The organism is Flavobacterium geliluteum, assembly GCF_017948595.1.
Lineage (GTDB): Bacteria > Bacteroidota > Bacteroidia > Flavobacteriales > Flavobacteriaceae > Flavobacterium > Flavobacterium flavipigmentatum.
In genome coordinates, this window is sequence record NZ_JAGFBV010000017.1 from 1 (window position 1) to 19,053 (window position 19,053).

Genomic DNA, 19,053 nt, shown 5'->3' on the forward strand with positions numbered 1-19,053 from the left:
TTCAATGCTAAAATAAAAGCATTCAGATCAAAATTCAGAGGTGTGAGGAATGTGGAATACTTCCTTTTTAGACTCACTACTATTTATGCATAATTTTTATAACTCCACAGGTTTTCGTGTTGATCCCCAAATCCTGTAAAAATAGGAACTCTTAAATTTAGGCCAATTGCAGAATAATCAGACCAATAAACGCCGTCTGCAGGTTTTGCAAATAAAGGCATTTCTGGACCTTGGCCTAGATAGTTGTACCCGGCTGATAATGATAAAGTTGGGTAATATTCTGCTTCGATAGACTTTTTCTGTAAAACCAAAAGTTCTTCTTGTTTTTTCAGAAGCAAATATTCTGTTCTATTGCCCAGATTGGGAGCTTCTGTCAAGGCAGCAGGGGTTACTTCAAATTCAGTTTGAGGAATCTCAATCTGAGTTTCTATTGGCATTCCCATGTAAAATTTCAAAGCATTTTCCTGTAATTGTACAGCATTTAAAATTTGCTGGCGTTGTGTGCTAATGTTTGACATTTTTACCACAATACGGTCTAAATCTATTTTTTTAGCCAAACCATTATCAAATTGTCCTTTTACGATATTACGAACTTTGGTTGTGTTGGCAAAAGTACTGTCTAATAATATCAATTTCTGACGTTGAACATAAACCTGATAGTAGTTGTTGGCTACTCTTTCGATAACTTGTTCTTCTGTCAGTTGATCGTTTATTTGATAAAATTCACGAGTAGATTTTGCAGCTCTCAAACCGGTAAAAACCGATTGGTCAAAAATAGCTTGCGTTAACGAAATCCCAGCACCTGATGTCCATTTTTGGCCAAAAGTCGCCTGAATAGTTGTTCCCGGAGCACCAAATGCAGCTCCATCAATAACACTAGTTTGTAATACAGGATTGTAAGTCAGGTTACCATTTGCAGAAATTTGAGGCAGCGCTCTGGAACGCACTTCCTGAATTTTATATTCGCTGTTTTCAACCTCTAATTTTGCTTTTTTAGCATCTGCTTTGTTTTGCAACGCATAACTCACAGCGTCTTTGAGGGTTAAAGTTTTTACCTGAGCGTTTGCCGTTAAGGCAAATGAACTCAAAAATATAAGAATTATTCTTTTCATAGATTGATGATTAAGTAGTAATTTTTTTAAGTTGTTTTTCTAGTTCCAGTATTCCTTCAGATGTTGCCATTGCTCTGGTGTGATATTCCAGCGCTTCTAATTCTATTTTCTGTGCTTCTTTTTCAGACATAGTTGTTTCGTTAATGTGAAAAATTAAGGTGTAATAAAACTTGACGTAGATATCGATATTCAAGTCCTTGCGATAGAGATTTTCCCGAATTCCTTTTTCGATATTTTCTCTAAAATAATGACTACACTGCTCAATTTCGTGCGACATTACATTTTGATAAATTTCAGGATAATGTTTTTTTAACTGATAAATTGCAGAGGTGTCGGTATTGTTTTTAAACATGTCACGAAACATTTCTCTAATTTCAAAATTCTCATAAATTGCGTTGTAATTTTTAGCAACAATGGTATCAATAATTTGGTGTACCTGTTTGTGAACCATCGAAGTACTTTCTTCGATCAAAACTTCTTTATTACAAAAATATTTGTAAATCGTTTTTTTAGAAATACACATTTCTCCCGCAATGTCATCCATAGTGACACTTTTAAAACCTAGTTTTAAAAACAATTCACTTGCTTTAGATATGATTTTTTCTTTCATTTTACTGTCAAATTGCATTACAAATATAAAGAGGAAACTTTAAATTCTAAAAGAGTTTCCGTTATTTTTGTAATAATTTTACATTATTTTTTTAATTTATGAGATTTATATACTAAACTCCAAATTGGCGATTAGTTTGATGTCTTTTCCCAGAGCCAATCCGCCATTTTGATTGTACGAATGATAATCCAAACCAAAATCCTGACGCTTGATATCACCGGTAATTTCAAAAGCTACTTTTTTATTTCCGTTATACGTGTTAATCCCAATAAATTCAGCATCAAGTTCTACTACTCGTGTTACATCTTTTATCGTTAAATCTCCTTTAAAAAAATTGATATTATTATTTACTTTCTGAAAAGAAGTCGACTTAAAACTGATAATAGGATGCTCATTTACATCAAATAAATCCTGTAATTGCAAGTAGGTATCAATTTGCTGAAAACTATCGCTTTTATTGTTTATATCTAATGAAAACTCAACGGATGCATCTTCAATTTCGTTGTCTTTGATGTTTACAAAGCCATCAAACTTGTTTGAAGTTCCTCCTAAATAAGCAATAATAGAATGTCTCATTTTAATTAAAACATCTGATTGACTAGAATCTATGGTCCATGTTGTTTTCATAATTATTTGGTTTTGTTGATTTTGTAAATCGTTTAAAACTCTTTCGGAAACTTTTATAGTGTTGTAGGTTTCCATTTGATGGCGCAAATATAAGAAGGAAACTTTAAAAACCAAAAAAGTTTCCGTGTTTTTTTGTGTTTATTTTTAATAAGTTGTAATTGAATATTTTACAACTAAATTAAAATCATAGATTGACTGTCAAAATAGAAACTAATATTTCATATTTGAGTTGTATCTTTGAGGCTTGTAAATCAGATTTTCATTTTATGCACACTATTAGCCAGTATCAGGATTTTTTTATTACTTATCTAAAAAATCAAAGCATTAATAAAGAGCCTAAAAATCTTTATGAACCAATAGATTATATTTTACATCTTGGTGGAAAAAGGATGCGTCCTGTACTGACCCTGATGGCCTCTGAAGTTTTTGACACCGATTATCAAGTAGCGCTTCCGGCTGCAATGGCAGTAGAAGTTTTTCATAATTTTTCTTTAGTTCACGATGATATCATGGATGATGCGCCTCTAAGAAGAGGTAAAGAAACCGTTCATGAAAAATGGAACATTAATACTGGAATCTTATCCGGCGACGCTATGCTTATTTTGGCATATCAATATTTTGAACAATACGAGCCGATAATTTTTAGAGATTTGGCTAAATTGTTCAGCAAAACGGCACTCGAAGTTTGTGAGGGTCAACAATTGGATGTTGATTTTGAAGAAAGAAATGACGTAACAGTTGCCGACTATCTTAAAATGATCGAATATAAAACAGCTGTTTTGGTGGCAGCAGCCATGAAAATGGGTGCAATTGTCGCAAAAACTTCTGAGAAAGAAGCCAATTTAATTTATGATTTCGGGCTTAATTTAGGACTTGCTTTTCAGTTGCAAGACGATTTCTTGGACGCTTTTGGAAATCCCGAAACCTTTGGAAAACAAGTAGGAGGTGATATTATCGAAAATAAAAAAACGTATTTGTACATTAAAGCATTAGAATTTTCTTCTCCTGAGAAAGCTTCAGAATTGCAGCAATTATTTAGTCTAACATTAGAAGATAATACAGTCAAAATAATTACTGCGAAAGCCATTTTTAACGAATCTGGCGCTTCAAAAGCAACGCAGGAAGCGATAGAAATGTACACTTATAAAGCATTTCAGACTTTAGACAAAATGGATCTTAATACTGATAAGAAAAATATTTTAAGAGCATTTGGTGAGAACTTAATGGGAAGAAAGGTTTAAAATTTTTAGCCACAGATTTAATAATTTTCACAGATTTAATCCTTGAAATATTTTAATCTGTGGCTTTTTTGTAAACAATAAGCTCGACAAGTTTTAAAAAAGTGTATCTGGATCAATCAACTCGGATAGTTTTTGTTTAAACTGGTCATTCAAAAGAGTTAAACCATATTGGTACGAAGCATTCATCCAACCAAAACCTTCTTCGGTGATATAATTAAATTCGGTTCCGACATTGCCATATTCGGCAAAAATTTTGTGTGAATTTATCTCCAAATCAAATTTTTCTGGAATTGTACCATTATAGTCAACGGCATTTCTGGTAATCAGCCAGAGCCAGCGATAAACCATTTCCTGAGTTTCTTCGATAAAATTATAGTGCAATAAACCTTCCCATAAAAGCATTTGATGAGGTGCCCATCCAAAAGGATAATCCCATTGTCTTGTTGGAGAGTTTTTATCTAAACTAGCTATTGATTCTTTGGTACTTCCTGCAATCCCACCTTTCATTTTAAATTTTGGCAATGTCTTTTTTACTAAAATTTCAGCTTGTTCGGGAGTACTTATTTTTGCCCAAAGCGGATAAAAAGTCGTTGCAGCCTCAAATATATGTTGTTCTTCAGTTACAAAATTATAATCAAAATAAATGCCTTTGGCTTCGTTCCAGCATAGGTTATTAATTTTTTCTTTTCTGGAAAGGGCTTTTGTTTGCCAATAATCGCTCGAATAGGAAACATGCTCATCATAGTGAAATTCTTTATTAAAAAGTGTTTCGATCAAAAAAGCAATATCTGTCTCATATTTGTAAAGCAAACTGTTGATAGCAACAGTGTTAAGATTGGCGCAAATATCGACCAATCTGTTGCTGGTGTCATGACCGCTTTCGCGCATGCTGCGGTCATGCGTAAAATAATTATCGAGTGCTGTGTCGACAATCTCTCTTTTGAGGTATTTCTTTTCGAATTCCCGAGTTGAAAGATTGTATTTTGGAGCAAATTGTTCTAAAATATCGTCAAAATGACCTTCTTCGACTTCAAATGGAATTCCAATTCCCTCTGCTTTATAACGATTCAAACCATTTGATGTTAGCCGTTTTCCTTCCTCCATCCAGACCGTTTGGTACTCTTTTATAGCCGTTTTTAGATGTCTTTCTACCCAGAAAATTTCAGGATTTGATTTTTCTATAATGGCTCTTATCAAAGAGGTGTAAAGCGGAGGTTGTGTTCGGGTCAAATAATAACTTCTGTTGGCATTGAGAATTTTTCCGTAGTGATCAATTTGATATTTGAAATTTTCGGCGATACCCAGCGCAAGATCAATTTTGTCATCAATCAAAAGACCTTGTGCGATAAAATAGCTGTCCCAACCGTACATTTCGTTAAATCTTCCACCTGGAACTACAAACGGAACACCCGAAATTTGATTGTTTTTTATTTGAAGCGCCAAGGCCAGAATACCTGGTTTTTCGTTGAGCGATAATACATATTCTGGCGTTATATTTTTGGGTAATTGTATGACTTTTAGCGTTGAATTTTCAACTTCCAACTTTTTGAAATAATCAAAAACAATTTCGTCACCAAAAGGCACGTACAAATAAGAAACGGCATTTTCAATCTTATCATCTTCCAGAATTTTTTTTACGCCAACTGCGTCAATCGTTCTGGTGAGTCCATTCCAATATAAATTTTTTATTTTTCGGGAAATTCTTTCTACAGGATTTTCGGTAATTTCGGTGATGTTTATTTCGGCAAATTCAGTATTATTTTTTTTGGCTAAAGCTAATTCCTGCAATAAGTTAGATAGGTGATAGGTTCCTTCTATAGTTACCGCATTTCCGTTTTCGGCTTCAATCGTAAAGCTTTTAGGACCCTTGTCATCAATAGTTATTTTTTTATCACCATCAGTATCTTCCTGAGCTAATAATTTTTCTAAAGTCTGACGTATATGTAATTTAAATTTCATCTTTTGCAGTTATTTTTTTTAGAATAAAAAAGGATATCAATAATAAAAACATCGGAATTAAAGTGAAATAAAACGCTTTTTCGGGGCTTTGATTCTTAAATAGCCAACCTGTAATTCGAGATCCTAATGTTCCGCCAAGAGCGGAGAAAATCACAATTAATCCAGTCATGGAGCTTTGCAGGTTTTTGGGCAATGCACTTAATACAATAGAATTTAACAACGGGTAAATTGGCGCAATAAACAGTCCTATTAACGGAAATGCAAATCCAATGAGCGGTATGTCTGCCAGACTATTAATGCTTTTTACTTCAAGCCCGACTACTTTTGGAAGCACAAAAATCACGATCAGCATAGCTACGATGATACAGAAAGTCAGTACCCAAATCCAGTTGATTTTTTGCGTTACAATTCCGGCTATTAAGCGTCCAACAGCTAGTGAGATCGCCAAAATACTCGCCATCATGATGCTGATGTTTTCTGGTAAATGAAGCACTTTGGTATTAAAAGTAGGTAACCACGAAAGGATTCCTTGCTCTATCATTACAAATAAAAAGACACTAATGACAAAAACTATAGTAAGTGTTTTGGCAATGAGTTTGAACATTTGTAAAAAGTCATCCTTAAAATTTTGTTCAGAGGTTGTTTTGGGCTCTTCAAATTTAGTAAAGAATAAAAAGGCGAAGGATAAGAGGGATAAAGCAGCGAGAAACCAATAGACGTTTAGCCAGGAATTGGGATCGCTCTCGTCATTAAAAGCAGGAAACAAAAAGTAAGCTAGTGCAATTCCGATCATAAAAACACCTTCAATACTGCTCATTAATGCGTTGTGCTGCTTTTGGGTTTCAGTAACAGTGCCAATTAAGGAATAAACTGAAACTTTGATCAGAGCAAACGAAACACCGACCGTTGCAAAAAGTATTTTAGCATTATCAAATGAGTTTCCAAAATACATCGAAATACAGGCAAGAGTTACTAATCCTAAACCTATTAGCATTGCTTTTTTAAAACCAATTCGAGGTAAAAATGAAGCGATAAAAAAGGATACTATTGCTATAGGCATGTCCTTAAAAGCTTCTAGTATACTGGCCTGAACTTCATCAACGCCATAATTTTTTTGTGATTTTAGAATAACAATACCCACGCTATTTAGTAAAATAGCAAAGACAAAGTAATTGAGGTATAAGGAGATTTTGATTCCAATGTTTTTCATCAGCTTTTACAATTTTTAGTTTTGTTTCCTAAACTTTTATTATAGTGGTATTTAAAGACTAATTTAAAATAATAAAAATACCAAGTGCCGCTTCATTAAAACAGCACTTGGAGAGTTTATTAACCAACCTAACAATAATTAGAAATTTATAGCAACCGAAAATCTAAAAGCGCGTCCTAAAATAGGTCTTGCCATAAACACATCACTTGCTGTTGAGGTCGTTTGTCTAGGATCGCCCTCAGTTAAACCAATTTCGTTAAACAAATTCGAAGCATCTACTGCAAAACGAAGGTTGTTATACGTATAATTTAAACCGGCTCCTACTTCTTTGTAAGCAGGTAAAACCTGTCTGTTGTCTTGATTGGTGAATTTTTTATCATAATAAGAAAACTGAACATAAGCAGATAAATCTTTTGTGATGTCAACTTCTGGTCTCAGGTTACAGAAGAATTTCGGAATTCTTCGGGCTGTGTTTCCATTAAAATCAAAGGTAGAACCATCTGCATTTGTTCCTGAAAAGTTGTCGTATTCTGGTTTTTGAACTGTAAAAGTAAAACCTAATTTTACCATTTCGTATCTGGCGTTGGTTTCTACTTCCAGGCCAATATTGTTTACGTCTGCAAATTTATTTTCTGAGGATCCATCAGATAAAATATCGGTAAAAGCAACATTTTTTAAGTTCATGTGAAACACATTCGCATTTACAGAAAGAAACGAGTTAGAATATTTATAACCCAATTCCAGCTGATTGACTTTTGTGTTTTCTAATTTGCTTAGATCGGCAGCATTATCATAAAATGATTCTTCGATAGGCGATCTAAAACCGTGGCTGTAACGAATGTAAGAAGCCATATTATCATTGAATTTGTAGTTCCCTGCGGCAGTATAAGACCACTCGCTCACATCATATCTCCAGTAGGTATAAGGATTTCCTTTTACAGTAGTTACCGCGTCATCAGCCGTATTATTGTCCAAAAGACCTAAATTTTCAGCAAAAAATCTTGCGTTATCTCTGTACCCGGAATATTTGTCTTTATTGTAGCGTAAACCCGCATTAAAGGTTAATTTTTCTGTCGCTTTGATTTCGGCATCAGCATAAATGTCATTCAAAAGGCCTTTTGTTTGTGCATCTCTTTCAAGCCATGTAATTCTTTCTATTCCATTCCAGGTATGATCGACACCTGTAGTATTATTTTTTACATTTAATAATCTAGGATTGTCAGAAACACCCACTAAATAAGAGTTCCAGTTCCAGTATTGGTTGGATTTCCAGTTAGAATAATAGTAGCCAGCCGTCAATTTTACAGGATCTAAATCAAAAGAAAAAGAGAAATTATTAGCAAAATTGTCCATTTTTTTCTGAATGTGCCAAAGATCAGCTCTCATAATCAAAGTATTAGGATCGAGCGTTGCGCCATTATCTACATACGTGTAATCTAAATTAGGAACTGCTGTATTTTGAACACCTGTGGCATAAGCTTCTTGTGTCCATGGACCACCGTTTGGAAAAATAGCATTGTAATTTAAATCGATAGTGGTTTGTTTGAAAGCATTTTTGAAAGTTACTTTTTCAGATATTTTCTTTTTAAATTCTGCTCCAATAGAGTTGATTACAGGGTGAGAACCATCTTCCAAATCAGCGCTAAAAGTTCCTCCTCCATATTGAGGAACATTCAAACGACTAAAATTTACAGAAGTCAAAGTACCATAGTTGGGATCAAAGCCAGCTATACCTTCAATTTTTCCGTTATTACTTTTTAAAGGAATTGGTAGATAGAACGTATTTCTGTCATTCAGATGTTTAAAATTAACTCTTAAATAATCTTCGTCATTAAATTTATACGTCAGGTTTCCTTTGATTTGGCCTCCTTTATTAGCTGTAAAACCAGTATTTCTAACACCATTATCGGCTCTGTAAAATCCACCTATATTAAAAAATAATTTATCCTGAATTAAAGCGCCAGATAAGTTAAGGTCAGTTCGGAACATTCCGTAATCAGAAGTGGTAAATTTTGCTCTTCCTTTGAATTCATTTTGACCTGTTTTCGAAATAAAATTGATAATTCCTCCAGGAGCATTGTTGGCAAAAATAGAGGCAGAACCCCCTCTTACGGCTTCCATTTTATTCACCGTTTCGTCTAATCTGTAAAAGGTATCGGCATTTGCAAATTGTAGCGCACCATCTTCAAAAACAGGCAATCCATCTTCTTGAATTTGCACGTACTCATAAGCTCCTGCAGAAGGAATTCCTCTTGCAAAAAGGTTGTTTCCAATTTCTCCACCAGAAGCTTCTACGACAAATCCGGGGATAGTCTGAAGCAAGGCAGCGGTGCTCGAAGGGGCTCTGTCTTCAATTGCTTTTGCGCCCAAAGTAGTGATAGCAACACTTGATTCCAGCTTAGATCTTGGTGCTGATGATCCTGTAACGACAACTTCTTTTAGGTTTTGTGATTCTCCTTCCAGCAGTAAATTTTCCTGTACAGATTCTCCTTCTTTTACTAGAATTTCTTTTGAAAAGCTTTTATAACCAACATTTGTTGCTACGATTGTGTAGTTTCCCGCCGCAATATCCGAAAAAAGATATCCACCGTTTTCATCTGTAATCGTATTTTTGTCGGTGCCTTGTAAAGACACATTGGCTCCTGGAACTGTCTGTCCGTTTTCGTCTACTACTTTTCCAGAAACAGAATTTTTTCCCTGCGCAAACATACTGCCTGGCAGCGAAAAGAGGCATAACATTAAAAGGATAATGCCCAAATAAGAATTAAGCTGTTTCATAATTTTTCTTTTTTTTTGATATTTTTTGGTTTTGTAGAGTAAACTTAACAAGTAATTAACAACAATGTAATTGATTTTAACCGAAAACGTTTTCGAAAACACCGAAAACGTTTTCGGAATATTATTTTTTATGGATGCTACTTTTTTTTAGTACATTTATTTCATGAATGATACTAAGTTAATAGATATTGCTTCGGCATTAGGTATTTCAGTTACAACAGTTTCAAAAGCTTTAAAAGGGTACACGGACATCAGTAAGGCGACTCGTGCACGAGTTCTTGAGATGGCGGATAAAATGAATTACATGCCTAATTCTGTGGCCGTAAATCTCAGAACTAACGAAACTAAAACTATAGGAGTCATCATTCCGGCTACCGTACATCATTTTTTTTCCAGTGTTCTCAATGGTATTTTAGAGGAAGCCGAAAAAAGAGGTTATCTGGTTATTATTCTTCAGTCTAACGAAAAATATGAATTAGAAAAAAAACAATTGGCGCTCCTGATTCAAAAGCGCGTTGACGGTGTTTTAATGTCCCTTTCTAACGAAACAGACGATTTTTTTCATATTAATGAAACGATTAGAAAAAACATTCCCGTTGTTTTATTCGATAAAATTGCAAAAAGAGTCGATTGCTCTAAGGTGATCATCAATGATGCAAAAGCAGCTTACGATGCTGTGTCGTATCTTATCAATAAAGGTTTTAAAAAGATTGCTCATTTTAGAGGTTCATACGTTCCACAAAATTCTATCGACCGGTTTTTAGGATACAAAAGAGCTCTCGAGGCTCACGGAATGGAGTATGACTCCAAATTGGTTTATGTTTGTGATAATAATACAGATTTTGAAGACGGTTATGAGAATGCCCAAAAAATAATGGCAGAGCATCCAGATGTAGATGCCATTTTTGCCATTACAGATTTGGTTGCCATCGGAATTATCAAATATTTTAATGAAGCAGGAATAAAAACGCCTGAACAAGTGGCTGTTTTTGGGTTTAGCAACTGGTTTATGAGTACGGTAATATCTCCGAAATTAACGACAATCGATCAGCCAGGATTTGAAATGGGTCACAAAGCAGTTTCTATTTTAATTGACGAAATTACAGACCTGAAGGAACATCGACCTATCAAGCATCAAATTGTAGAACTTCCAACAAGAATCATTGAAAGAGAATCGACCGTTAAGTGATTTTTTAGTTTTAACTTTGCTTCAATCTTTAAACGGCATCCATGTTTCCAATTCCTGAAAATACCGATTTTTTATTGGCTGATGCCGAAAGTAAAAATTTATATCTTAACTTAATTGAGCAAATTAATAAGGATTTTAATTTGGCAAATGAAGGAATCGATTTTCCATTGAGTATTTCTCCTGAGGAATTGAAAATTCAATTACATGAAAAAATCTACCGAATGATTCAGTATAAATTTGCAGAATATCTGAATCTGCTCTATATTATCGATGTTTCTGAAAGTGAAATTAAAAAACTGGATGGCTCTGATTTGGTCATGCTAGCTGAGCAAGTTTCCTTTTTAATTTTAAAAAGAGAATGGCAAAAAGTCTGGTTTAGAAATCACTACAAGTAAAATACTTCGTTCATAATTAAGAGGAATGGTCAAAAAATAAGATTGTTTTGATTTAGAGTTATTTCTTAAAAACGTTAAGAAAGTAATCTAAAATATAGTATCATGAAGAATGAAATAATACACACTTTAACTAATAATTTTGAGACCCATTCTAATCAAACGCAAGAAGGAATTGAATTTTGGTTAGCAAGAGATTTACAACATCTTTTAGGGTACTCAAAATGGGACAATTTTACAGGGGTTATTTCTAAAGCGAAAACGGCTTGCGAAATTTCTGGAGAAAATATTGAAGACCATTTTGCCGACGTTGGGAAAATGGTCTCAATCGGCTCAGGTACACAAAAAGAAATACCAGATATAATGCTTACCAGGTATGCCTGTTATCTTATTGCCCAGAATGGAGATCCACGAAAAGAAACCATAGCTTTTGCACAACGCTATTTTGCAATTCAAACACGAAAAGCAGAGGTAATCGAACAAAAAATACTTGAATATGAGCGTGTTCAAGCGAGAAATAAACTTAAAGCAACTGAAAAAGAACTTTCTCAAGTAATTTTTGAACAAACAGGAGGGAATCAAAATTTTGCCCTGATCAGGAGTAAAGGAGATGCGGCATTATTTAATAAAACAACACAACAAATGAAAATAAAATGGGGACTGGCCAGTACAAAACCATTAGCTGATCACATGCCTACTATTTTACTAAAAGCAAAAGATTTTGCTACTGAAATAACGATTTTCAATGCAAAAGAACATAAAATGAAAACCGAGAATCAAATTTCTAATGAACATATCATTAACAATAAATCTGTACGTAGCACATTGATTTCACGTGGTATCATTCCTGAAAATTTATTACCCGAAGAAGACATTAATAAAATTGAAAGAAAATTAGCGAGTGATGAAAAAAAGGCACTTAAAAATCCAGATAAATTAAATGAAAAAGAATAGATTTTCAATGCACGATTGTTGTACTACATTATAAAAAAATACCTATTTCTACATTTATGAGTGTAGAAATAGGTGTAGATTTTACAAGACATTGCTAATCAATATTTTTTGCAGAGAGGATGGGATTCGAACCCACGATACAGTTACCCATATACTAGCTTTCCAGGCTAGCTCCTTCAACCACTCGGACACCTCTCTAAATTGGTTTGCAAATAACATAAAAAAAAACGAGTTAGAAAAACTATTTAGAACAATCCTTTACATACTTTTTCTAAATTCTTCAATAAATAATTTTACAGCCTTCTTTTGATAGGTTCCATCTATGGTTAAAATAAACGAATCTCGTTTGGTATCTACACCAACAATCTGAATTGCTTTTAGGTTATTCCAATCTCTCAGCGCTTTTTCGGTAACAATAGTGGCCCAGTCGCTTTCTTCTACCAATCGCAAAAGAGCGTGAACCGCATTTAGCTCGATCGAAACTTTAGGTTTCATATTGTTTTTTAAAAAGAGTTCATCCAGAAATTCTCTCGAATTAAATCCTTTTACAGGTAAAATAAGCGGAATATTTTCGATGTTTTTAAAAGGAATTTTATCCAAAACAGCCAATTCGTTTGATCTAGAAACGGCCATAACCAATTGCGAAGTAAATAAGGGAATTTTTTGAAAAGGCAGCTCAATTTCATTAGACGAAATCACCAAGACCAGATCCAGTTCGTTGTTTAATAATTTTTTTTCCAAAGGTTCTGTCGTACCATATTCGACAACAATTTTTAAATTTGGGTAGGTTTTGGCAAATGCATTGACAATCGGTAAAACCAAAAGTCCAAAAATATAAGTCACACCAATACGCAATTCTCCACCAATCATTTCATTTAAATCATCAATCGCCTGTTTACCACTTTGCACATTTTCTATAATTTGCTTGGCGTGAATTAAAAATACAGAACCTGCTTCGGTTAGTTTGACTTTTTTCCCAATCCTAATAAACAAAGGCATTCCGAGTTCTTCTTCGAGCTTTTTTATTTGCTGTGATAAACCAGATTGGGTTACAAAACACAATTCGGCCGCTTTTGTAAAGTGCAAAATCTCGGCCGTTTTGATAAAATATTGCAATTGATAGATTTCCATATTGATAATTTTAAATACTCATTATCAGTAAAATTATTAATTTTTCTAATGAAATCATAATTGCGAACTTTGTCAAAAAATAGCTCGCATTATGTTTAAAGCGTTACGATCAAAAAACTTCAAATTATTTTTTTACGGCCAATCGGTTTCCGTTATTGGTACTTGGCTTCAAAAAACAGCTGTAAGTTGGATGGTTTACAGCATTACAGGATCGGTATTTTTATTAGGATTGACAACTTTTTTAAGCATGATTCCGTCTTTGTTTTTGGCTCCTTTGGCCGGAAGTATCATTGGACGTTATGACAGGCACAAAAGCATGATTTTTTTACAATCTATGGCGATGTTGCAAGCGGGAGCTTTGGCATTATTGATTTACCTGAAAATTTACAATATCAATTTTATTTTAGCATTGAGCCTTTTTCAGGGAATTATCAACGCTTTTGATATGACCTGCAGACAGACTATGATGATCGACATTGTAGACCATAAAGAAGACTTGTCTAATGCTGTTGCCTTAAACTCGACACTAAACAATTTTGCCCGAATTGCCGGTCCAGCATTGGCCGGAATTATATTGCATACCTATGGTGAGGACATTTGTTTTATTGGAAATTTCCTGAGTTATATTCCAGTTTTGATATCGTTATTGATGATGAAAATTACACCACACATTCCGGCAACAGATAAACTTAAAATGTTAGAGAATTTCATCGAAGGCTTTGATTATGTAAAAAAAGAAACCGAAATGGCAAAAATGCTCCTGATGTTAACATGCAGCAGTTTGTTTGTGATTTCTTTTAATACTTTAATGCCTGTATTTGCCAAGGATATTTTTAGTGGCAACGCACAAACTTTTAGCTGGTTTGAAAGTGCGGCAGGTATTGGCTCTATTGTCTCTGCTATTTACCTTGCCAACCTAAAAACATCAAAAAACATGAATAAAATAATGATTTCGGCCAGTTTATTACTCGGATTTAGTATTATTGTTTTGGCTTATTCGAATAGTTTGATACTCGCACTTACCTGCATGGCTTTGAGCGGTGTAGGCATGATGGCACAAACATCCTCTATAAACATATACGTGCAGACCCAAAGCACCGCCAAGATGCGCTCACGAAGTATTAGCTATTATTTAATGGCGTATCAAGGAATGATTCCGGTTGGGAGTTTGTTAATTGGGTATGTTTCTAATGAAATAGGCACGCGACACACGGTAGCATTGCAAGGTTTGATCTGCATTCTTTCGGTAGTAGTTTATGTGTATTATAAAAACCACAAATCTTCAGAAAAACTAGAAATTTGTCCAGTTCGTTACAGAGATTCTAATAGTTAAAGGGTTAATTCCAAATTCCAATTAGATAAATTAATTGATTTAGTGAGCTTATATCACTTATATGATAAAAAAACTAAAGCGAAATCTCCCCACGCAAGGAAGTTTCAAAAATTGTTTTAAAATCAGCTGGTGGAATGTCATGACCCAATAAATACATCAATTTGGTGATTGCGGCTTCGGTTGTAATGTCTTTTCCAGAAATAACGCCCAATTCTTTCAAAACGGTGCTGGTTTCATATTGTCCCATATTGACACTTCCGCCAGAACATTGCGTCACATTTACAATCTGCAGACCCGATTTAATAGATTTTTCAATGAGTTTTAAAAACCAATCTTCTGTTGGAGCATTTCCTGCGCCATACGTTTCTAATACAATTCCTTTTAAATCTTGGATCGCCAAAATCGAAGCCAAAACGGTCTCACTCATTCCGGGAAACATTTTGATAATGGCTACGTGATTGTCCAGATTTTTATGTACAATCAATTCTGCATTTGTTTTTATAGGAAGGAATAAATGTGAATTTAGCTTAAGATGTACGCCAGACTCAACCAATTCAGGATAGTTAGGTGCTGTAAAAGCTCTAAAATGCTCGGCATTTACTTTTGAAGTTCTGTTTCCGCGGTATAATTTGTACTCAAAATACAGACAAACCTCATGAATAACCGGTTTTCCGTTTTCCTGCAACGAAGCAATCTGAATGGCTGTAATCAGATTTTCTTTGGCATCGGTACGCAGATCGCCTATAGGCAGTTGCGAGCCCGTAAACACTACGGGTTTAGTCAAATTTTCTAACATAAAGCTCAACGCTGATGCAGAGTATGACATAGTATCTGAGCCGTGCAAAACTACAAATCCGTCAAAAATGATATAATTATCTTCTATAATTTCGGCGATTTTTTTCCACATCGCCGGATTCATATTTGAAGAATCTATCGGATCTTCAAAAGAAACGGTTTCGATTTCGCAGTCTAATTGTTTGATTTCGGGAATGTTTTTCAACAATTTTCCAAAATCAAAAGCTTTGAGCGCACCTGTCTCAAAATCTTTACTCATACCAATGGTTCCACCAGTGTAGATGAGCAGTATTTTTGGTTTAGATGACATCCTCGTATTTTAATTTATTGACCACAGGATTGGCATACATAGACAAAAAGCCTTGTCGTGTAACAGGATTATCACTGCCGATTCGCATTTCTAAACGACGCTCAAAAAGAGATTTTTCGCTTTCTTTGTACAAATGAGCAAATTTTTCAGTCTCGTTTAAAATATCGTATGCAATAAAGTTAGTCGGCCATAATTGATAGTTTTTCAAAACCGAATCATCAATTACTTGCGCAAGTGCCTGGATTTGCTTGTTAGAATTGTCGTTTTCAGCTGCAATTTTATCAATTTCAGTATCTAAAACATCACCTACGTGAATGTGTATTCTTTTTTTGGTTCCCATGATACCACTTAAAATGGTCATAAAATCCTCATTTTTTTCTTTGATGTAAACCTCATTGTTTGCTTCTGCCATCAATTGTGGCATTTTTAGAACATCAGTAGGATCGTATTCGTATGAAATAGAAACCGGGACAATTTTTAATTTTTTGAAATAATCCATCAAGTTTTTTTCATCAGAGCCCATTCCAATCATTTTTAGAACACCCGGATTCGTTTCGTCATTGCCGTCTTTGGTACGTCCTTCTCTTTGGGCAATCCAAACAGAGCGATTTTCACGAAGCAGCAACTGACCAATATATTCAGATAATAATTTAGAGCTTTGTAGCATTTCTCTGGGGGTTAAACCTCTTAAAACCAGAAAGTTTCTGTTTAGTTTTGCCAAGGTGCTCAGGAACGCTTTTTGTACCAAATTGTCACCAATTGCAGATGCAGTCATTACCAATCCATGTTCAAACAAGCTTACGTTTAGCAAAGTTGTGTCTAAAAGTATGTCACGGTGGTTGGAAATGAAGAGGTAAGATGTATTTTTTTCCAGTTTTTCAAAACCAGAGGTCGTCAATCCTTCAGAACTTTTTTCAAGTACTTTTTGGATTGTATGATAAATAAAATTGCATTGAAAATCGCGAATCGAATGCGTTTTCTTTAATTGTTCTTTCCAAACATGATCTTCTAATTCCGGAAAAGTAAAATTCATCATGGCTTTTAGCATCGGATGATTGACAGCGCCCTGAATAGCTTCATTTATTTCGGAATCATAAAACGGTCGAATAGCATCAAATTTTTGCATTATATCTATTTTTGTGGGCAAAAGAACAAAAAAAAAATCAAAATATTGTACATTACAAGTTAAATACCAAAAATGTCTTTTGAATTTTGTGTAGTAATTGCTGCAATTTCATCCTCTGTCACCTCATAAATCTGAGCCAGTTTCGTAATAACATTTACTAAATAAGAACTTTCGTTTCGTTTACCTCTGTACGGAATCGGCGCCAGATAAGGCGAATCTGTTTCGAGAACGATGTGTTTCAGGTCGATTTGGTTTAAAAACTGATCTATTTTTCCGTTTTTGAAAGTTACAACGCCTCCGATTCCTAATTTCATATTGTACGAAAGGGCCTGAAGCGCCTGTTCGAAAGTGCCACTGAAACAATGAAAAATCCCAAACAATTCCTCTGATTTTTCTTCTTCTAAAATTTCAAAAATCTCATCAAAAGCCTCGCGACAATGAATCACAATCGGTAATTTGTATTTTTTTGCCAGCTGAATTTGAGTTCGAAACGCAATTTGCTGTTCTTTAAGATGTGTTTTGTCCCAGTACAAATCGATCCCGATTTCGCCAACTGCATAAAATTTTCTTCTGGCCAATTCTGTTTTTACGTGCTGCAATTCTTCTTCGTAATTATCTTTCACGTAAGTGGGATGCAAACCCATCATCAGGAAAACATGATCGGGATAATTTTGCTCCAAATCATACATAGATTGTGTCGCAGCGGCATCAATAGCAGGAATAAAAAAACGTGTTACTCCAGCGTTTATGGCTCTTTGTATCATTTCGTCACGATCCTGATCAAATTCTTCAGAATATAAATGTGTGTGTGTATCGGTAATTATGGTGGTCGAATTCAATTGTCTGTTTTTAAAAAAGCAAAATTACGACAATATTAAAAACTTTCCCAATTTGAAGAAATGGCAAAAAAATAAATTTTAAAACTAATTAATTCCAATACCCTAAAACAATCAATCCAGCTCTTTTAATAACTTTTGAACTTCCTCAAAATTCTCATAATCAGCAGGAATCGTCAACAAGATTTCTTTGCAGGCTTTGTAGTCTTTTTGTTTTAATTTGGATAAAGCAAGATTCCAAATAGCTTTGTTTTTATAGGCAGAAGTTCCCGATTTTAACTCATTAAAAACAGTTTCAGACTGCTTAAATTGATTTTCTTCTAATAATGAAATTCCATAAAAATACTGTATTTCAGCCGTTTTATTTTCTTTCAAGAGAGTTTCAAAAAGCGGAATAGCTTTGTTATATTCTTTTGCATTAAAAGCAATTTCGGCCTGTTTGAGAGTTGTATTACTACTGCTTCTTTCTGTAAAATAGGCCTCTTCTGGCTGATTGAAATCTTCAAAACGCGGATTCGAATTTTGATTCAGGAAGAAAATCCCAATCAAAATTGCGACAGAAGCGGCTACTGTAAAATACCAAGGTTTTAACTGGATGACTTTTGCTTTTGAAGGTCGGAAATGTGCTTCCGAAATTGTTTTTAGATTGGTTTTAAAAGCTGCTCTATCTTTTTCAAATGTAAATTTATTGGTCAATTGAAACTGCATTTCTTTGAAAGTTTCAAAGGCTAAAGCCAAAGATTCATCTGCTGCCAATTGTTTTTCAAAAGCATACTTTTCTTCTACAGACATTTCGTTCTGCAGATATTGATCAAATAATAGGTAATTTTCTTCGTTCATGGCGGCTTACTTTTTTAACGATTTATAGACTTGGGCTTCCTGAATCCACTGTGTCAATTGTCCTACGCACAACGATTTTTTTTTGCGTACATAACCATACGTTACCTGAAGTTTTTCTGCAACTTCTTCCATTGTTTTAAGCGTAAAACTCCATTGCAAAAGTTCTTTGCATTTGTCGCCTAACTTTTGAAACATGGTATCAAAAAGTTGCTGTTTTTCGTCAAATGTTTCGGTCTGCACAACCATTTCCTGAGTAGATTCATTTATAGATGCTAAATCTTCGTTGATTGTTACCCCTTTGTTCGCTGTTTTTTTCAGTTCGTTCAGCCATTTCCTTTTGCACAGTAAAAAAAAGTACGCATCAAAAGGGCAGGTCAGCTGCAGCGCATTGGCTTTGGCCTGATTAAAAAGCAAAATCATAATTTCTTGAACAATGTCTTGCGCCTGATCTTCATCGCCCGAATTATTCTTTATATAAGCAACCACCTTGGGAACAAATTTTTTATAAATAGACTGAATCACCGCCGAATTATTGCTCGCCAGTCCGTCGATATACATTTGATCGGGATGAATGGTTCTTTTTTCCATATTTAAAATTATTAGCTAATGT

The 19,053-nt window shown here is 34.4% G+C and carries 17 protein-coding genes and 1 tRNA gene; 5 read left to right on the forward strand and 13 right to left on the reverse strand.

From position 1 onward, the window contains the following. Positions 1–83 precede the first annotated feature (83 nt). The 3 genes from J3495_RS11415 to J3495_RS11425 form a co-directional block, all read right to left on the reverse strand. Complete coding sequence (locus tag J3495_RS11415) at positions 84–1,112, reverse strand: TolC family protein (RefSeq protein WP_449536205.1); 1,029 nt, start codon at positions 1,110–1,112, stop codon at positions 84–86. 10 nt (positions 1,113–1,122) lie between these two features. Continuing rightward, positions 1,123–1,722: a TetR/AcrR family transcriptional regulator gene (locus J3495_RS11420; RefSeq protein WP_210666687.1), complete on the reverse strand. Its 600-nt coding sequence runs from the start codon at positions 1,720–1,722 to the stop codon at positions 1,123–1,125. A gap of 105 nt (positions 1,723–1,827) precedes the next feature. Continuing rightward, positions 1,828–2,349, reverse strand: coding sequence for a YceI family protein (locus J3495_RS11425; protein ID WP_210666688.1), 522 nt, complete (start codon positions 2,347–2,349; stop codon positions 1,828–1,830). 266 nt (positions 2,350–2,615) lie between these two features. Here J3495_RS11425 and J3495_RS11430 point away from each other — a divergent pair, with 266 nt between their 5' ends. Continuing rightward, a complete protein-coding gene (locus J3495_RS11430; RefSeq protein WP_210666760.1) occupies positions 2,616–3,590 on the forward strand; it encodes a polyprenyl synthetase family protein in 975 nt (324 codons plus the stop codon). Between the two features lie 93 nt (positions 3,591–3,683). On the opposite strand, the gene J3495_RS11435 is transcribed toward J3495_RS11430, so the two are convergent. From J3495_RS11435 to J3495_RS11445, 3 genes are all read right to left on the reverse strand, one after another. After that, a complete protein-coding gene (locus J3495_RS11435) occupies positions 3,684–5,549 on the reverse strand; it encodes an alpha,alpha-trehalase (RefSeq protein ID WP_210666689.1) in 1,866 nt (621 codons plus the stop codon). Further along, entirely contained in the window at positions 5,539–6,759 is a 1,221-nt protein-coding gene (locus J3495_RS11440) for an MFS transporter (RefSeq protein ID WP_210666690.1), read from the reverse strand. The genes J3495_RS11435 and J3495_RS11440 overlap by 11 nt, the downstream gene beginning before the upstream one ends. A gap of 138 nt (positions 6,760–6,897) precedes the next feature. Beyond that, positions 6,898–9,537, reverse strand: coding sequence for a TonB-dependent receptor (locus J3495_RS11445; RefSeq protein ID WP_236025451.1), 2,640 nt, complete (start codon positions 9,535–9,537; stop codon positions 6,898–6,900). Between the two features lie 163 nt (positions 9,538–9,700). On the opposite strand from J3495_RS11445, the gene J3495_RS11450 reads away from it, so the two are divergent. The 3 genes from J3495_RS11450 to dinD all read left to right on the forward strand — a co-directional run bounded on the left by J3495_RS11450 (position 9,701) and on the right by dinD (position 12,072). Then, the gene (locus J3495_RS11450; RefSeq protein WP_210666691.1) at positions 9,701–10,726 is read left to right on the forward strand and encodes a LacI family DNA-binding transcriptional regulator; all 1,026 of its coding nucleotides are present in this window, start codon (positions 9,701–9,703) and stop codon (positions 10,724–10,726) included. A 41-nt stretch (positions 10,727–10,767) separates the two neighbouring features. Then, positions 10,768–11,121 (forward strand): hypothetical protein, encoded by a 354-nt coding sequence (locus J3495_RS11455; protein WP_210666692.1) that lies wholly within the window; start codon positions 10,768–10,770, stop codon positions 11,119–11,121. Between the two features lie 102 nt (positions 11,122–11,223). Then, complete coding sequence (gene dinD, locus J3495_RS11460) at positions 11,224–12,072, forward strand: DNA damage-inducible protein D (protein WP_210666693.1); 849 nt, start codon at positions 11,224–11,226, stop codon at positions 12,070–12,072. 111 nt (positions 12,073–12,183) lie between these two features. On the opposite strand, the gene J3495_RS11465 is transcribed toward dinD, so the two are convergent. Continuing rightward, positions 12,184–12,270 (reverse strand) — tRNA-Ser (locus tag J3495_RS11465). Between the two features lie 60 nt (positions 12,271–12,330). Continuing rightward, positions 12,331–13,203 (reverse strand): LysR substrate-binding domain-containing protein, encoded by an 873-nt coding sequence (locus tag J3495_RS11470; protein WP_210666694.1) that lies wholly within the window; start codon positions 13,201–13,203, stop codon positions 12,331–12,333. Positions 13,204–13,294: 91 nt separating this feature from the next. Between J3495_RS11470 and J3495_RS11475 the strand changes: the two genes are divergently transcribed. Beyond that, positions 13,295–14,536: an MFS transporter gene (locus J3495_RS11475; protein WP_210666695.1), complete on the forward strand. Its 1,242-nt coding sequence runs from the start codon at positions 13,295–13,297 to the stop codon at positions 14,534–14,536. Between the two features lie 73 nt (positions 14,537–14,609). Here J3495_RS11475 and J3495_RS11480 read toward each other — a convergent pair whose 3' ends face one another. From J3495_RS11480 to J3495_RS11500, 5 genes are all read right to left on the reverse strand, one after another. Further along, positions 14,610–15,641, reverse strand: coding sequence for an asparaginase (locus J3495_RS11480; RefSeq protein ID WP_210666696.1), 1,032 nt, complete (start codon positions 15,639–15,641; stop codon positions 14,610–14,612). Beyond that, positions 15,631–16,767: a 1-acyl-sn-glycerol-3-phosphate acyltransferase gene (locus J3495_RS11485; RefSeq protein WP_210666697.1), complete on the reverse strand. Its 1,137-nt coding sequence runs from the start codon at positions 16,765–16,767 to the stop codon at positions 15,631–15,633. Before J3495_RS11485 ends, J3495_RS11480 begins: the two co-directional genes overlap by 11 nt. Positions 16,768–16,826: 59 nt before the next feature. Further along, a complete protein-coding gene (locus J3495_RS11490) occupies positions 16,827–17,606 on the reverse strand; it encodes a TatD family hydrolase (protein WP_210666698.1) in 780 nt (259 codons plus the stop codon). A gap of 111 nt (positions 17,607–17,717) precedes the next feature. After that, positions 17,718–18,443 carry a tetratricopeptide repeat protein gene (locus J3495_RS11495; RefSeq protein ID WP_210666699.1) on the reverse strand — a complete coding sequence of 242 codons (726 nt, stop codon included), beginning with the start codon at positions 18,441–18,443 and terminating at the stop codon, positions 17,718–17,720. 6 nt (positions 18,444–18,449) lie between these two features. After that, positions 18,450–19,031 carry an RNA polymerase sigma factor gene (locus J3495_RS11500; RefSeq protein WP_210666700.1) on the reverse strand — a complete coding sequence of 194 codons (582 nt, stop codon included), beginning with the start codon at positions 19,029–19,031 and terminating at the stop codon, positions 18,450–18,452. Positions 19,032–19,053: the final 22 nt, after the last annotated feature.

Bases quoted from the DNA above. Each gene is read 5' to 3' on its own strand.
- J3495_RS11445 (WP_236025451.1), bottom strand. From the start codon at position 9,537: ATGAAACAGCTTAATTCTTATTTGGGCATTATCCTTTTAATGTTATGC.
- J3495_RS11480 (WP_210666696.1), bottom strand. From the start codon at position 15,641: ATGTCATCTAAACCAAAAATACTGCTCATCTACACTGGTGGAACCATT.
- J3495_RS11485 (WP_210666697.1), bottom strand. From the start codon at position 16,767: ATGCAAAAATTTGATGCTATTCGACCGTTTTATGATTCCGAAATAAAT.
- J3495_RS11420 (WP_210666687.1), bottom strand. From the start codon at position 1,722: ATGAAAGAAAAAATCATATCTAAAGCAAGTGAATTGTTTTTAAAACTA.
- J3495_RS11475 (WP_210666695.1), top strand. From the start codon at position 13,295: ATGTTTAAAGCGTTACGATCAAAAAACTTCAAATTATTTTTTTACGGC.
- J3495_RS11430 (WP_210666760.1), top strand. From the start codon at position 2,616: ATGCACACTATTAGCCAGTATCAGGATTTTTTTATTACTTATCTAAAA.
- dinD (WP_210666693.1), top strand. From the start codon at position 11,224: ATGAAGAATGAAATAATACACACTTTAACTAATAATTTTGAGACCCAT.
- J3495_RS11415 (WP_449536205.1), bottom strand. From the start codon at position 1,112: ATGAAAAGAATAATTCTTATATTTTTGAGTTCATTTGCCTTAACGGCA.
- J3495_RS11440 (WP_210666690.1), bottom strand. From the start codon at position 6,759: ATGAAAAACATTGGAATCAAAATCTCCTTATACCTCAATTACTTTGTC.
- J3495_RS11425 (WP_210666688.1), bottom strand. From the start codon at position 2,349: ATGAAAACAACATGGACCATAGATTCTAGTCAATCAGATGTTTTAATT.
- J3495_RS11450 (WP_210666691.1), top strand. From the start codon at position 9,701: ATGAATGATACTAAGTTAATAGATATTGCTTCGGCATTAGGTATTTCA.
- J3495_RS11470 (WP_210666694.1), bottom strand. From the start codon at position 13,203: ATGGAAATCTATCAATTGCAATATTTTATCAAAACGGCCGAGATTTTG.
- J3495_RS11435 (WP_210666689.1), bottom strand. From the start codon at position 5,549: ATGAAATTTAAATTACATATACGTCAGACTTTAGAAAAATTATTAGCT.
- J3495_RS11455 (WP_210666692.1), top strand. From the start codon at position 10,768: ATGTTTCCAATTCCTGAAAATACCGATTTTTTATTGGCTGATGCCGAA.
- J3495_RS11500 (WP_210666700.1), bottom strand. From the start codon at position 19,031: ATGGAAAAAAGAACCATTCATCCCGATCAAATGTATATCGACGGACTG.
- J3495_RS11495 (WP_210666699.1), bottom strand. From the start codon at position 18,443: ATGAACGAAGAAAATTACCTATTATTTGATCAATATCTGCAGAACGAA.